Genomic DNA, 14220 nt, shown 5'->3' with positions numbered 1-14220 from the left:
TTGTCAGTGATAATTAAAATTAGGTTTTTTTTGTTATATTCGATTTGAATGGATTTACGGTGAAACAGTTACCTTGATTCACAACAACTCTCCCGGCAAGTAATTTTGTTTATACCTGAATTGAATTACAATGAACAGCCTCCTCACACTGTCTGTAAGCATATGTACCGGAATTCTGTCCATGTCCACTTACGCCCAGGCACCGCATAAAATCAGCAGCTTTTTAGAAACCATCCATGTAATCACGGGGGAAAGAACGGTCGTATACAGCGACAGTACGCATTTTGAAGCGCCCAACTGGTCGAAAGATGGAAAATACCTGCTCATTAATAAAAAGGGAAAGTTACATAAGGTATGGCTACATAATGGACGGATGGAAGAGATGCCTTTTCCACCCGGATTAGCTGCCAATAATGATCATGGCATTTCGCCGGACGGCCATATGCTGGCTATCAGCAGTGGGGTGGTGGAAGCAGATGATCCGTTGCGGCATACCGGTTCATCCGTTATTTATACCGCTTCGGTTAACGGAGGAGAGTTAAAACGGCTTACGCAGCAGTCACCTTCTTACTGGCATGGCTGGAGCCCTGATGGTCATACGTTGGCTTTTGTGGGAAAGCGTAATGGCGATTTCGATATTTATACGATCCCGGTGACCGGGGGAGATGAAAAACAACTCACCAGTGCCAAAGGGCTGGATGATGGACCTGATTATTCACCGGATGGGAAATATATTTATTTCAATTCTTACCGTACAGGGCGGATGCAAATATGGCGCATGGATGCCGACGGCCAACATCCGGTGCAGCTTACAAACGACCAGTATGCCAATTGGTTTCCTCATCCGTCACCCGATGGAAAACAGGTCGTATTCCTGAGTTTTATAGATGACCAGGGAGAAGATCATCCTTTCGGCAAAAATGTACAACTCCGTATCCTTGATGTGGCTACGCAGGCTATCAGCGATCTGACCCCTGTTTTCTTTGGCGGGCAGGGAACGATTAATGTGCCTTCCTGGTCGCCGGATGGGAAGCAGGTTGCTTTTGTGTCTTATCGCCTGAATTAAGCGGCAGCCGCTTGCTTTACAGCAAATGTTTTATTCCTGAAGAAGGATTTCATCTCTTGTTAATAAAAAAATTTGTGGTTTAAATCTATAATCGTAATATTGCGATGTGATAACGAATTAAAATATGGGTGCTACAAAAACAGACTTATTTACAAAAGAACAGAATGATATGGCCAATATGGCCAAGGCATTAGGTCATCCGGCCCGGATTGCCATCCTGCAATACCTGGTTAAAAAGAACGCCTGCGTTTGCGGTGATCTGGTGGAGGAATTAGGTTTGGCACAGGCAACAACTTCCCAACACCTGAAAGAACTCAAAACAGCGGGGCTCATACAAGGAACCATTGAAGGGGCCAGCGTATGTTATTGCATTGATCCAAAGGTCTGGAAACAATACCAGCAATTATTTTCCGGGTTCTTCCAGGATGTAGATCTGTTAAAATCCTGCTGTTAAAATTTTTTGCTGAAATCAATCGCAATATTACAATAGAAAATAAGTAAATAACAAAATAAATAAAATTATGTCTACAGACGAACAAATAAAAGAATTGGTAAAGCAGAAATATAGCGAGATCGCACTACAGGATAAAACGACCAATGAATCCTCCTGTTGTGGCTCCGGCTGCTGCTCTACAGAAGTGTATAACATCATGAGTGATGACTATACCCAACTCGAAGGTTACAATCCCGATGCCGACCTGGGCCTGGGATGCGGACTGCCTACACAATTTGCAAAAATTAAAAAAGGTGATGTCGTTATAGACCTGGGTGCCGGCGCCGGCAACGACTGTTTTATTGCCCGCCAGGAAACGGGAGAAACGGGAAAAGTGATTGGTATAGACTTCACCCCGGCTATGATTGAAAAGGCCCGGATCAATGCAGAGAAGCTACAATTTCACAACGTGGAATTCCGCCAGGGAGATATTGAACAGATGCCTGTTACCGCCAATGTTGCGGATGTAGTAGTAAGCAATTGCGTATTGAACCTGGTGCCAAACAAAGACGGGGTGATTAAGGAAATATTTCGTGTACTGAAACCAGGCGGTCATTTTAGCATTTCAGATATTGTATTGCAGGGTGCATTACCTGCCAGTATCCAGGAAGCTGCTGAAATGTATGCCGGTTGCGTATCCGGCGCCATACAAAAACAAACTTACCTGGAATTGATTGAAACGAATGGCTTTAAGAATATTACTATTCAGCGCGAAAAAACGATCACCATACCGGATGACATTCTTTCCAATTACCTGAGCAAAGCCGAAATAGCGGCCTTCCGCGCAGGAGAAACAGGTATCTACAGCATCACCGTATTTGCGGAGAAACCCGCCGATGCTGCCTGTTGCCCTCCGGGATGCTGCTAGGAAGCCGATCTTATTATCATTAAAGTATGCTTTATGGTTATTCTGCCAATGACAGCGGCACACGCAAAAGAGGTATTATCTATTTATGAAGCTGGTATTGCTACCGGCAATGCCACTTTTCAAACAACCGCCCCGCAGTGGGCGGAATGGGATCAGTCACATATCAGCAGTTGCCGCCTGGTAGCTGTTGAGCATGATACGGTATTGGGATGGGCTGCATTGACGGCCGTTTCCGGGCGTTGTGTGTATGCAGGCGTGGCGGAAGTAAGTGTGTACGTGGCTGCAGCTGCGCAAGGTAAAGGTATCGGTAAAAGGCTGTTGGCCGAACTGGTAAAGGAAAGTGAACAAAACAATTTCTGGACCCTGCAGGCTGGCATCTTCCCGGAGAATACCGGCAGTGTAAAAATTCATGAAAACTGCGGCTTCCGTATTATCGGTCGCCGTGAAAAGATAGGCAAAATGGGTAATCGTTGGCGGGATACCCTGTTGTTGGAAAGAAGAAGTACCGTGATTGGCGTGTAGCACTTCGTTATAAAATTAATTATGCAAAATTGTAATCCGGCTCAACGTAAAGAACTAGGGTTTTTAGATCGCTACCTGACATTATGGATCTTCCTGGCAATGGCCATCGGTGTAGGTATTGGCTATTTCTTTCCTTCTTCTTCCACATTCATTCATTCTTTTTCCAGCGGCACTACCAATATCCCATTGGCTATAGGGTTGATCCTGATGATGTACCCGCCTTTAGCCAAAGTGAAGTATGAGCATTTGGGGGAAGTATTCCGCAACACAAAAGTATTGACGGTATCATTGGTGCTGAACTGGGTGATAGGCCCCGTATTAATGTTTGGTTTGGCCGTCCTTTTCCTGCACGGATACCCTGAATATATGACTGGCCTTATCCTGATCGGATTAGCCAGGTGCATTGCCATGGTAATGGTCTGGAATGAACTGGCAGATGGTAACCGGGAGTATGCTGCCGGGTTGGTAGCAGTGAACAGTATCTTCCAGGTATTACTGTATAGCGTGTATGCGTATGTGTTCATTACCTGGCTGCCAACCGTTTTTGGATTGAAAGGTATGACGGTAGCTGTTTCCATTGGAGACATCGCTAAAAGCGTGGGTATTTATCTTGGTATCCCCTTCGCAGCGGGCGTGATCAGCAGGTATACACTGATTGCCTGGAAAGGAGAGCAGTGGTTCGGGGAAAAGTACCTCCCCTTTATTTCTCCCATCACTTTAATCGCCCTGCTTTTTACTATTGTAGTGATGTTCAGTCTTAAAGGTGAATTGATGATTCAGATTCCTTTTGATGTGGTACGTATAGCCATCCCGCTTGTGATCTATTTTGTAATCATGTTCCTGGTCAGTTTCTTCTTAGGGAAAGTAATGGGTGCTGATTATTCCAGGAATGCCGCTATTGCTTTTACGGCGGCAGGCAACAATTTTGAACTCGCCATTGCGGTAGCCATCGGTGTATTCGGTATCAATAGTGGTCAGGCATTTGTTGGCGTAATCGGGCCATTGGTAGAAGTACCGGCACTCATCGCATTGGTAAATGTAGCGTTCTGGCTGAAAAAGAAATACTATCATCACACAGCAGTGTTGCAGGAAATAAAATAAATAATCAGTAAATCTAATGAAGAAATGATGAAGAATATTTTGGTACTGTGTACCGGTAACAGCTGCCGCAGCCAGATAGCAGAAGGCTACCTGCAATATTTTGCAGGAGATAAAGCAAAAGTTTATAGCGCCGGCATAGAAACGCATGGGGTAAATCCAAAGGCGATAGCAACCATGACAGAAGACGGTATTGATATTTCAGGTCACACTTCGAATCATGTAAATGAATATCGGGACATTGATTTCGATTATGTGATTACGGTATGCGACCACGCCAAAGAACGTTGCCCTTTCTTTCCGACAAACGCCATAAAATTTCATGAAAACTTCCCCGATCCTGCAAAAGTAACCGGTACACTGGAAGAAGTGGCGCAGGCATTCCGGGATGTGCGCCAGCAAATAAAAACATACTGCCAACAATTCATTACCGATAACATTAACAGGGAATAACAGTATTTATCCCCCTTACGTCCGCTCTCCCCGTTTTATTTTCCTGACAACTTCTTAAAGAAAAGTTTATTTTGCCGTGCCGTTTTTCTCTTTGGGGATCATGTATTCAGTATTGGTTCCGGAAGATGCTTAAACGGATAGTACCCGGTGACACCGCCTTTATATGATTCCAAAATCGGTTTAATGACTCATTTAAGTAAAGTAAAAAGAATACTTTTTCTACCTGTTACAGGCATCTTCCTGTTGGGGAGCATGATGGCAGGCGCGCAGACAGCGACTGACCTGGAAAACGCAATATGGATCGGAGATGCGCGTGTACAACCTGTTCTGGACTCGCTGATGTATGAAGACGACCCGGCGCCTATATTCCGTAAAGAATTTATAGCAGACAAAACAATTCAATCTGCCACACTTTTTATTACGGCAGCGGGCTACTACAGCGCCACAGTGAACGGCAAAATTTTAGAGAAGAATTATTGCGACCCTGCATGGACGGATTTCAGCGAAAGAATTTATTATGCTGAATATGATATTAAAGATAACCTGCTGAAAGGAAAGAACTGTATCAGTGTAACACTGGGTAACGGTTTTTACAATCCTTTACCGTTGCGTTTCTGGGGCGTATACAACCTGCGGGATGCCTTGGTAACCGGGCGGCCTATGCTACTAGCAAAGATTAAAGTAGTATATACCAACGGAAAGACAGCAGAAATTGTGACCAATAAAAGCTGGAAGTATGCTTATGGGCCGGTTATCCGGAATAATGTTTACCTCGGCGAAGTATACGATGCCCGTAAAGAAATCAAGGGAAACACCCTGCCCGGCTTTAATGACACGCAGTGGAAAGTGGCTGTGGAGAAAGCGGGACCAGGCGGCCAACTGCAAAAAACATTCTTCCCGCATATCCAGGTGATCGATGTAAAAAAACCGGTAAAAATAGTAGAAGCGCCTAAGGGTGTATATGTAGCGGACATGGGCGTCAACTTTACCGGAACGTTTAAAATTAAGTTGTACGGGAGAGCTGGTGATACAATAAGATTCCGTTTTGGTGAAAGGATCTATGACAACAACACCTTAAATCCTATGACAGCCGTTGCCGGCCAGATTAAAAAGAAGGGAGGAGGCGGACCGGGAGCCCCTGCACTGGCAGATCAGGAAGGGATGTATATTTTTGGTAAGAGCGGAGAAGTAGAATACAGCCCTCTTTTCTCTTACAGGGTGTACCGCTACATGGAAATTTCAGGGCTCCGCCATCCACCACTCAAAAGCGATATGGAAGGCATTGCACTCAGCGCCAATGTGGACAGAAAAAATAGTTTTTCTTCTTCAAACGATCTTATCAACTCCATTCAACAGATGATAAGCCGTACTTTCCTGAGTAACCTGATGAGCATACAATCAGATTGTCCGGGCCGCGAGAAATTCCCTTATGGAGGAGATATAAAAGCGACCAGCGATGCATTTGTTTACAATTTCAATATGCATTCTTTTTATAAAAAAGTATTGTATGATTGGGTAGATGCCTACCAGGATACCGTATTTATTGATGCAGCTCCTTATGTTGGATTAAAGTACTGCGGACTGAATTATGAATCTGCCATTTTTGATTTGCAGCAGAACCTGTTTCAATATTATGGCGATACCGCCCTTATCCGGGAGCTATACGATTTTGACCTGAAATGGATGGACAAGGCCGCCCGTATCCACCCATCAGGTATAGTAGGTAAGGGTTTGGGCGATCATGAATCCCTGGTGGATGTACCTGTTCTGCTACTGGGCACGGCCGCCTATCTTAAAACTGCGCAAATCATGAAGGAGTTTTCTGCGGTGCTGAACAACCCGGAAAACGAAAAACGCTTCGCGGCGCTGGAAGAAAAGATCAGAAATAGTTTAAGGGATATGTACTGGAGAGGGGATACCTCCGGAAAGATGGCAGATCAGCAATCAAGGGAAGCGTCTATGGCATATATCAATACCCTGCCGGAGAAAGAGCAAGCAGCCGCCATCACGAAACTGAATACCAAAGGCGCATTGAATAAACAAACACTTTATACATTGCTGTTGTACTGTGGCGTTATCCCGGAGAAAGACCAGCCAGCGGCGGTAGAGCTGCTGTTAAAAGCGATTGATGAAGCACCAGCCGGACATCTAACCACGGGCATTTTCGGAACAAAATATATCCTGGAAGTATTGTCGGAATACGGACATGCAGATAAAGTATTTGATATCGTGAACAGCACGGAGTTTCCGGGCTGGGGATTTATGATCAAAAATGGCGCTACCACGCAATGGGAAACCTGGAAAGAAAGTGATAACATTTTTTCCAATTGTCATCCTATGTTTGGCTCCGTGTCAGGTTGGTTTTACAAATGGCTGGCAGGTATCAGACCCGTGACACCAGGGTTCAAAAAATTTGTGATCGCGCCTGTATTACCGGCGCATCTTTCACAGGTGAAATGTTCCTATGAGTCGCCACAGGGGACCATTGTAGCCAACTGGGATAAAAAGGGAACAGAAAGCATTTTCACGGTGACAGTACCCGCAGGAAGTGTGGCGACCTTTCAATTACCCACTAAAAATCCCCGGAAAATTTCTGTAAAGAAAGTGAACACGAATACCGCTTTTTCACCGGAAGTACATGCGGATGGTACCTGTGCATTTGACCTGGCTACAGGAAGTTATTTAATAACAGCAGAATAGCAATAATTATAGTTGTAACACAGTTGGCATCCGTTATAGTCCATCATGAAAAATAATGCCCAGGCTATGCCGGTTGCCACTGTGTAAAGGGCTTACACCGTGTTTCATGTTTACCCGGTAATAGCCTTTACTGCCTTTTACGGGACGGAAGTTGGTAGTAAGGATTAACATGTCACCGCGATTGGGTTTCAGCACATTGGCTTTGGACTGAGCCCTGGGGATCTGCTCTGTTATAACAAATTCTCCTCCTGTGTAGTCCTCATCGGTCTGATCCAACATAAATACGATTTGCAGGGGGAAATATATCTCACCGTAGAGATCCTGGTGGAGGGTATTAAAACCTCCTTTGCCATATTGCAGGATCAATGCAGTTGGTTTGGTCTGCCCGTTATCATGACACAGCTTTTTCATGGCGGCATGTGTTGAAGGGAAACGCTTTTCCAGCCCCAGTTCTTCCATCCAGGTATTGGCAACGGGCGCGATATAGGCGTATACGTTTTCTCTGAGGGTTGTAATGATATCCGGCAGCGGATACCGGAAATATTTATATTCGCCGCTACCGAAACGGTAACGCTCCATATTGATGGTCTTCCGGTAGGTATCATCTGCATTATATTCAGCTACCAGGTTATCACATTCGGCTTTGTGCAATACATTTTTTACGATGGTAAAACCGTTGTCGTGAAGATCGCTTGTTATATCTTTCCAGTTATAATTCTCCAACCGTTCCTGTATATTTTTCATGTGTTATTTTCTTCAGTGGTATTTATATATTTTACCGGTTCTGGTGAGATGCTTCCCAGCCTATTATTGCATTCTTGCGGATGGCTCCCCAGTGGTACTGGCCTATTTCCCCGGTAGATTTGATCACCCGGTGACAAGGTATCAGGAAAGCCACCGGATTGTTGCCTATAGCAGTACCTACGGCACGTGATGCACCTTCATAGCCCGCTTTTTTCGCGAGGTTCGCATAAGTGGTCAGACCGCCGGAAGGCACCTGCAACAGGGTTTCCCATACTTTTATCTGAAAATCCGTTCCTTTCAGGTGCAGCTTGATTTCATCCAGTTTGCTCCAGTCCTGGGTGAATACGAACAACGCATTTTGTTGGATCATATCCACGATCCTGCTGTAATGCGCATTGGGGAAGATCGCTGTTAACCCGGCAAATGCCTTTTCTTCCCCTTCGTCGGCAAACGCCATATGACAGATGCCTTTATTAGTGGAAGCAACAATGATTTTACCAAACGGACTATCAGCAAAAGAATAATTGATCTGCAGGGAGGCCCCGCCATTTTTATATTCACCGGGTGTCATCCCTTCTACTTTGATGAACAGATCATGCAACCTTCCCGTGCCGGAAAGCCCGCTCTCTATAGCAGTATCAAACAGGCTGGCGCCGGTGGTTTTCAGGATGGCTTTTGCATGTTCTACACTCAGGTATTGCAAAAACTGCTTGGGTGTTACACCTGCCCATTCCCGGAACATCCGCTGAAAATGAAAAGGACTCATGTGAACATGTTCCGCTGTTTCATCCAGTCCGGGTTGTTCCTTGAAATTTTCCCTGATAAAACTGATGGCTTCTGCTATCCTTTTATAATCCAATTCCTGTTGTGTTTCCATGATCCTGAATTTATTCAAAATTAAGAACTGTATGAGGGAATTAAAACCCGTTTCTTGCGAAGTTGTATTATCGGGTTATCGTCCGGAATGTGATGTTGATACGGCCACCGGTAATTTTCGGCTCTTTTTGAATACTGTGTAACCAGTTGTGTTGGGTTGCTCCTGTCATTAGTAAGAAACTGCCATGTGTGAGCAGGATCTTCGTCTTTAGTTGCTTGTCCCGATAATGCCTGAAATGAAACGTTCGCGGTGTGCCGAAGCTCACGGAGCCAATCGTGGGGTTTATGCCGAGTGATTTTTCATTATCCCGGTGCCAGCCTACACTGTCGTTACCATCGCGGTAATAATTCAGCAAGGCGCTGTTGAATGCGTGTCCGGAAGCTGCTGTTATCCGTTCTTTTATCATCATCAGCTCCTCCGTCCAGGGAAGAGGGTCCATAGAGATGCCTGTATAGCTATAGGATTTTCCTTTATCCCCGTACCAGGCGGTAAGTCTTGGCTGCATGATCTCCTTTCCCATAATGATGACAGGCTCCTGTTTCCATTGGATGTTTTCGCGGAGTGACATCCATAGCCGGTCGCTTTCTTCTACAGAAAAAAAATCAGGATAAAAATATGCTTCACCATCTGCGGGTAATATGTTTACACTATTCATACCAATACGTTTTATAACCTGCCTCTTTCAGTTTCCAATACAAAATAACCGGTTAATTCAACAATGACCAACCCGTATTTTGCTAAATGTGAAGGAGGCTACCGTTAGGACGTGTCATAAAACAAAAATCCGGCAGCAGGTAGCGATGAAAACCTGCTGCCGGATTTTTCTTGTATTCACTATAAGGTGAGGCCGAAAGAAATGTTTAACCGGGTAAATTTGTAGTCATATACTTCATAGTCCAGTTTGGGCGGTCCTGCTGGTTCGTAAAATGATAACGAGTATTGCTGCTTCATAGCAGTGTGGGAGAAACCCACAGCAACGTGTATGCTGTTACGGTTATCCCACCTGAATTTATAACCGACCCCTGCCTGACTATACAATCCCGCGTCTGTTCTATCCGGTTTTCCGCGATAGGGTTGCGACCACTGCTTCTCGGTAAGCCATGGAATGGCCACTCCGGCGCCCCCATATAAAAAGAAGGTCGTTTTTTTTGTACTGAAGTCATAGCGCAGATCAGTAAACAGCGGTGCAGACCGCAGCCTGTATGCATCCAGTCCTATCCCTAGGCCTACCTGCCATTTGTAGGCAAAGCGATATCCCAGTATGAATTTTGCCAGCACACCGGCGTCATCGGAGATGGTAACACCTACTTCATTGATGTTATAGAAGCCGTGCCGGCTCAGGGTATCCGGAATGATTACTGATTTCGCGGTGTCAGCATTGTTGTGTGATTGTGACATCGCCGGTAGCCAGGCGCAAAAGTATAATAGCAACAGCAAGCTGCCGGATCGGAATATACGGTACATGTAGATTAGTTTTTGGAAGCAACACTTAATTTACTCAGTAATACAGGCGTGGCCGGGTTCTTCAGGTTATACTGATAAAGCCCGTCTTCAGCCGTTACCAACACAATGTCATTACCTTCCGGTATTATATCAAACGGTTTTATTTCCTTGATAGATTGGATGGTGGTTATTGCCAAAGGATCTGTTGCATCCAGGCATGTTAAACCGTTGGGGCCTTCGCATACAAAAAGTTTATTGTTATCCAGTCCGAGGCCATAGGGACTTAACATAGGATAACTTTTCAGGAGTGACGGCAGTTGTGGATTTTTAATATCAATTACATCCAGTGTATTTGCTGCGGCGATATTGCAGGAAACGCCACCACGCAGCGTTACATAGGCCAGGTTATCCTGAACAATAACAGGGTCACAGCCTGTAATGTGCTGGTACATGCTTTTGAATACCGGTGTTTCGGGATCATTAATATCATAGATAGCCATACCGGTGGTAGTGCCTAAAAAAAGATGTTTGTTATAAGGAAAGATCGTTTCCGCTGCAAGGTTTAGTCGTACGGAGCTTTTCTTTTGTGGCTTCGCAGCTTGTTGTACATTAAAGGTCTGGATATTATTATTGTTAACGGTGTAGAGATAGTTGGTTGCCAGCCCGAATTTGGCGGTGGAACCGGCTTTCCCGGTTGCAGAAGGACCAGTCATATTGGTATTGCTGGCTATCGTCACGGAGTTTAGTGCCTTATCATACATGTATTCCCCGTCCCATCTATCGTTTTTACAGGAGTAATGCAGTACGGTGTCGCGGATGTTAAAGGATATGATAATACCCTTGGTCGTATCTGTGTAAATACCATATTGATAACCCGGGGAAGCAAACGCGGATTGAATCCTGTTTACCTCCTGAATATGCAGTGGGTCGCTGATATCAAGCGCAACGAGGTCCAGGTAGCTGTCGGCATAAAGGATATTGTCTTTAACAGCGATATCCACATTTCCCGGAATATTGACAAATGCGATGTTTTTAGGTGCATTGGGAGAAGAGTTATCTATAACGTGAATGCCTTCACCTAGCTCATTCAGGAAGATATAACGGCCATAGATATAAATTTTTCCGGGTTGTTCCATGGCCCGCGGCGCTTCTTCTTTGACCGCACTTCTGATGTCAGCCAGGCTTTTATAGACGGGGGTATAGATTCTGGAAGGGACACGCCGGTTACAGGAATCTTTCATACAGCCACCAGCTGCTATCATCAGGGTTAGGAGCAGGGTAGCCTGCATGATGCGGTAAAAGTACAGATACATAGGGAAGAAGTTTATTGTCAAACGGACATGCATGATAAAAGTTACTTTATGCAAACATTTTTTCTGACAAGAGAAGGTGGGTGTCCGGGAAAGGATGGAAGGATAACAGGAATCTTAACTATATGACCTATTTTTATGCAAGCATTTAATAATGAGAAAAAAAGCAATTATACTCGCTTATTCAATCGGTCTATGCTGCCTTGTCGCATCGTGTGGACAGGTGAGTAATGTCAAAGACTCTCAGCAAAATGTAACAAATATGCCTATGGCTAAACAGATTAAAATAACAGCCCTACCAGAACTGCTGAATAAATTTGAAAACGGCGACCTTGATGCTGATTTTTTTGGAATTACATCAAATGGAACCGACTGTATTTATTTTGTGCAGGAAGGCAATTTATATGCGATTGAATTTGAAGTGATGACGGAAGAACAAAAACTGTGGATAGATAAATTAAAGACTTTTGCGCAACAGCATCATTATAAAACATGGATGACGACATATGGAAATCAACCAGCCTATCATTCATCCGAACCCGCACCGGTGCTGCGCATAATCACAGAAAGCAATGCTGCTCAAACGGCTTCAATCGGACAAAATATAATGATGGAAGTATTTGGTAATAATGAACAAACCCTGTACGATATTGTGCCTTGACAATAAAATCAGCCCACCTTTTAACACATCTTCCATAGTAATACTATTATAATTATGATATAAAGCCATTATTCGTATTATTTTAATAATAGTGTGCGACAACCTAATTTTGTGTTCAACAATTAAAAAGAACACAGAAATGGAAACGAGAAAAATATTTGTAATCAATGGTGGTCAGGTTTTCGGACACTCCGGCGGCCGTTTCAATAAAACAATCTTTGATACCACGCTGGACTTTTTTAGCAACCAACCCGGATTTGAAGTAAGATCAACGGATATCAACGAAACATATGACGTCAGTCAGGAAGTAGCAAATTATGTATGGGCAGATGTGGTTATTTATCATACACCGATCTGGTGGTTCCAGTTACCTTATGGTATGAAGAAGTATATTGATGAGATATTTACAGAAGGCCATCAGAAAGGTATTTACCGGAGTGATGGACGTTCTTCTGCAAACCCTGCTATTAATTACGGTACCGGTGGAACCCTTCATGGAAGAAAGTATATGGTCACTACTTCCTGGAATGCGCCTGCTACCGCTTTTACATTACCCGGTGAGTTTTTTAATGAACGTAGTGTGGATGATGGACCCATGTTTGGTTTTCATCGCATGAATGCTTTTACCGGCATGGAACCTTTGGAAGGCATCCATTTTCATGACGTGGAAAAGAATGCTGATGTAGTGCACGATATGAAATTATATCGTCAGCATCTGGATAAAATTTTAATTGCCCCCTCCCAGCCTCCCCCGAAGGGGGAGGAGAAAGGAAACGAGGGCTTATTCTGACCTTTGATTATAACCATTTTACAGATAATACGGGAGTACCTTATGTGACCAGATGACATAATATTATCTACCTACATTAGATAGCCACCATAACGGCGAAAATAAGCCCTCATTTCCTTTCTCCTCCCCCTTCGGGGGAGGCTGGGAGGGGGCATTATATATTGTGATATAAATATTATATTTTACTATCCGCTAACTACATGCTTTAAAATAAGATAAAAAATATGTTCAGAAAGATTACCGTATCACTGTTTTGTTGTTTATGGATATTGCCCGCTATCGCACAGGAGGAATTACCTTTGTATCCCGGCGCTATTCCTAATTCCACCAACGCAAAGAACGCAGAAACCAGCAAGAATAATGGGGAAGTAGGCATGCTGGCTTACAAAGTATCCCGTCCTACGCTGACAGTATTCCAGCCGCCAGCGGGTCAGGCCAACGGTATGGCCGTGATTATTTGTCCTGGTGGCGGTTACGGCGTATTGCTGATGAACCGGGAAGGGGCTGATGTAGCGAAGGCTTTTAATAAACAGGGTATTACAGCATTTGTACTCAAATACCGGTTGCCGGATAAACAGTTCCAGGAAGATCCTTCCATAGGACCATTACAGGATGCACAGCAGGCCATTAAGACGGTAAGACAAAATGCCGGCAAGTGGCAGGTAGATACCGGGAAGATCGGTATCATGGGCTTTTCTGCAGGTGGTCACCTGGCGTCAACTGCGGGTACACATTTTGACAAAGCCCTCATCAGCAACAAAGAAAATATCAGTCTACGTCCGGACTTCATGATCCTGGTGTATCCTGTTATCAGTTTTTCGAAAGGAATCGGACACATCGGTTCCCGTAACAACCTGTTAGCGACGACTACGCCAACGCCTGCGCAAATCAACTTCTTCTCTAATGAGCTGCATGTAAACAGCCAGACGCCGCCTACCTTCCTGGTGCATGCCACTGATGATATCGTGGTACCGGTTGAGAATAGCGTCAATTTTTATTTGCAGCTGAAAACGAATAAAGTACCGGCAACGATGCATATTTATAACAAAGGAGGACATGGCTTTTTGAAAACGCCTTCATTTGAAGAGTGGTTTGGACGTTGTATTTATTGGATGCAACAAAGCGGCTGGATGAAATAACATAGGAGAGGTCAAAAGAAATAAATGCTTATACTGTTTTAACGACTGCCCGGATG

15 protein-coding genes are annotated in these 14220 nt (G+C 44.4%); 10 read left to right on the top strand and 5 right to left on the bottom strand.

The genetic code is table 11. The features are described 5' to 3' along the window. The first annotated feature begins 130 nt into the window (after positions 1-130). The 7 genes from ABQ275_RS12380 (at position 131) to ABQ275_RS12350 (ending at position 7200) form a co-directional block, all read left to right on the top strand. Entirely contained in the window at positions 131-1066 is a 936-nt protein-coding gene (locus ABQ275_RS12380; protein WP_349318624.1) for a hypothetical protein, read from the top strand. A gap of 124 nt (positions 1067-1190) precedes the next feature. After that, on the top strand, positions 1191-1520 hold the full coding sequence (locus ABQ275_RS12375; protein WP_349318623.1) for a metalloregulator ArsR/SmtB family transcription factor: 330 nt from the start codon (positions 1191-1193) through the stop codon (positions 1518-1520). Between the two features lie 67 nt (positions 1521-1587). Then, on the top strand, positions 1588-2427 hold the full coding sequence (locus ABQ275_RS12370; RefSeq protein ID WP_349318622.1) for an arsenite methyltransferase: 840 nt from the start codon (positions 1588-1590) through the stop codon (positions 2425-2427). A gap of 33 nt (positions 2428-2460) precedes the next feature. After that, positions 2461-2949: an N-acetyltransferase family protein gene (locus ABQ275_RS12365; RefSeq protein ID WP_349318621.1), complete on the top strand. Its 489-nt coding sequence runs from the start codon at positions 2461-2463 to the stop codon at positions 2947-2949. A 21-nt stretch (positions 2950-2970) separates the two neighbouring features. Next, complete coding sequence (gene arsB, locus ABQ275_RS12360) at positions 2971-4050, top strand: ACR3 family arsenite efflux transporter (RefSeq protein ID WP_349318620.1); 1080 nt, start codon at positions 2971-2973, stop codon at positions 4048-4050. A 24-nt stretch (positions 4051-4074) separates the two neighbouring features. After that, on the top strand, positions 4075-4500 hold the full coding sequence (locus tag ABQ275_RS12355; protein ID WP_349318619.1) for an arsenate reductase ArsC: 426 nt from the start codon (positions 4075-4077) through the stop codon (positions 4498-4500). A 183-nt stretch (positions 4501-4683) separates the two neighbouring features. Then, on the top strand, positions 4684-7200 hold the full coding sequence (locus tag ABQ275_RS12350; RefSeq protein ID WP_349318618.1) for a family 78 glycoside hydrolase catalytic domain: 2517 nt from the start codon (positions 4684-4686) through the stop codon (positions 7198-7200). 33 nt (positions 7201-7233) lie between these two features. Here ABQ275_RS12350 and ABQ275_RS12345 read toward each other — a convergent pair whose 3' ends face one another. The 5 genes from ABQ275_RS12345 to ABQ275_RS12325 form a co-directional block, all read right to left on the bottom strand. Beyond that, on the bottom strand, positions 7234-7944 hold the full coding sequence (locus ABQ275_RS12345; protein ID WP_349318617.1) for a 2OG-Fe(II) oxygenase: 711 nt from the start codon (positions 7942-7944) through the stop codon (positions 7234-7236). A gap of 31 nt (positions 7945-7975) precedes the next feature. Next, a complete protein-coding gene (locus ABQ275_RS12340; RefSeq protein ID WP_349318616.1) occupies positions 7976-8821 on the bottom strand; it encodes a methylated-DNA--[protein]-cysteine S-methyltransferase in 846 nt (281 codons plus the stop codon). Positions 8822-8888: 67 nt separating this feature from the next. Next, positions 8889-9476, bottom strand: coding sequence for an alpha-ketoglutarate-dependent dioxygenase AlkB (locus tag ABQ275_RS12335; protein ID WP_349318615.1), 588 nt, complete (start codon positions 9474-9476; stop codon positions 8889-8891). A 179-nt stretch (positions 9477-9655) separates the two neighbouring features. Then, complete coding sequence (locus ABQ275_RS12330) at positions 9656-10285, bottom strand: hypothetical protein (protein ID WP_349318614.1); 630 nt, start codon at positions 10283-10285, stop codon at positions 9656-9658. Between the two features lie 5 nt (positions 10286-10290). After that, positions 10291-11577 carry a hypothetical protein gene (locus tag ABQ275_RS12325; protein ID WP_349318613.1) on the bottom strand — a complete coding sequence of 429 codons (1287 nt, stop codon included), beginning with the start codon at positions 11575-11577 and terminating at the stop codon, positions 10291-10293. Positions 11578-11728: 151 nt separating this feature from the next. Between ABQ275_RS12325 and ABQ275_RS12320 the strand changes: the two genes are divergently transcribed. The 3 genes from ABQ275_RS12320 (at position 11729) to ABQ275_RS12310 (ending at position 14164) form a co-directional block, all read left to right on the top strand. Then, positions 11729-12235, top strand: a complete 507-nt coding sequence (locus ABQ275_RS12320; protein ID WP_349318612.1) for a hypothetical protein — start codon at positions 11729-11731, stop codon at positions 12233-12235. Positions 12236-12374: 139 nt separating this feature from the next. Then, positions 12375-13025 carry an NAD(P)H-dependent oxidoreductase gene (locus ABQ275_RS12315; RefSeq protein WP_349318611.1) on the top strand — a complete coding sequence of 217 codons (651 nt, stop codon included), beginning with the start codon at positions 12375-12377 and terminating at the stop codon, positions 13023-13025. 224 nt (positions 13026-13249) lie between these two features. Beyond that, positions 13250-14164: an alpha/beta hydrolase gene (locus ABQ275_RS12310; RefSeq protein WP_349318610.1), complete on the top strand. Its 915-nt coding sequence runs from the start codon at positions 13250-13252 to the stop codon at positions 14162-14164. Positions 14165-14220: the final 56 nt, after the last annotated feature.

Source organism: Chitinophaga sp. MM2321 (genome assembly GCF_964033635.1).
Classification (GTDB): Bacteria; Bacteroidota; Bacteroidia; order Chitinophagales; family Chitinophagaceae; genus Chitinophaga.
Note: the sequence above shows the minus strand (reverse complement) of the source record. Positions and strands in the feature narration are given on the sequence as shown.

Coding starts and splice junctions, on each gene's coding strand:
- ABQ275_RS12380 (WP_349318624.1), top strand. CDS start 131: ATGAACAGCCTCCTCACACTGTCTGTAAGCATATGTACCGGAATTCTG.
- ABQ275_RS12375 (WP_349318623.1), top strand. CDS start 1,191: ATGGGTGCTACAAAAACAGACTTATTTACAAAAGAACAGAATGATATG.
- ABQ275_RS12370 (WP_349318622.1), top strand. CDS start 1,588: ATGTCTACAGACGAACAAATAAAAGAATTGGTAAAGCAGAAATATAGC.
- ABQ275_RS12365 (WP_349318621.1), top strand. CDS start 2,461: ATGGTTATTCTGCCAATGACAGCGGCACACGCAAAAGAGGTATTATCT.
- arsB (WP_349318620.1), top strand. CDS start 2,971: ATGCAAAATTGTAATCCGGCTCAACGTAAAGAACTAGGGTTTTTAGAT.
- ABQ275_RS12355 (WP_349318619.1), top strand. CDS start 4,075: ATGATGAAGAATATTTTGGTACTGTGTACCGGTAACAGCTGCCGCAGC.
- ABQ275_RS12350 (WP_349318618.1), top strand. CDS start 4,684: ATGACTCATTTAAGTAAAGTAAAAAGAATACTTTTTCTACCTGTTACA.
- ABQ275_RS12345 (WP_349318617.1), bottom strand. CDS start 7,944: ATGAAAAATATACAGGAACGGTTGGAGAATTATAACTGGAAAGATATA.
- ABQ275_RS12340 (WP_349318616.1), bottom strand. CDS start 8,821: ATGGAAACACAACAGGAATTGGATTATAAAAGGATAGCAGAAGCCATC.
- ABQ275_RS12335 (WP_349318615.1), bottom strand. CDS start 9,476: ATGAATAGTGTAAACATATTACCCGCAGATGGTGAAGCATATTTTTAT.
- ABQ275_RS12330 (WP_349318614.1), bottom strand. CDS start 10,285: ATGTACCGTATATTCCGATCCGGCAGCTTGCTGTTGCTATTATACTTT.
- ABQ275_RS12325 (WP_349318613.1), bottom strand. CDS start 11,577: ATGTATCTGTACTTTTACCGCATCATGCAGGCTACCCTGCTCCTAACC.
- ABQ275_RS12320 (WP_349318612.1), top strand. CDS start 11,729: ATGAGAAAAAAAGCAATTATACTCGCTTATTCAATCGGTCTATGCTGC.
- ABQ275_RS12315 (WP_349318611.1), top strand. CDS start 12,375: ATGGAAACGAGAAAAATATTTGTAATCAATGGTGGTCAGGTTTTCGGA.
- ABQ275_RS12310 (WP_349318610.1), top strand. CDS start 13,250: ATGTTCAGAAAGATTACCGTATCACTGTTTTGTTGTTTATGGATATTG.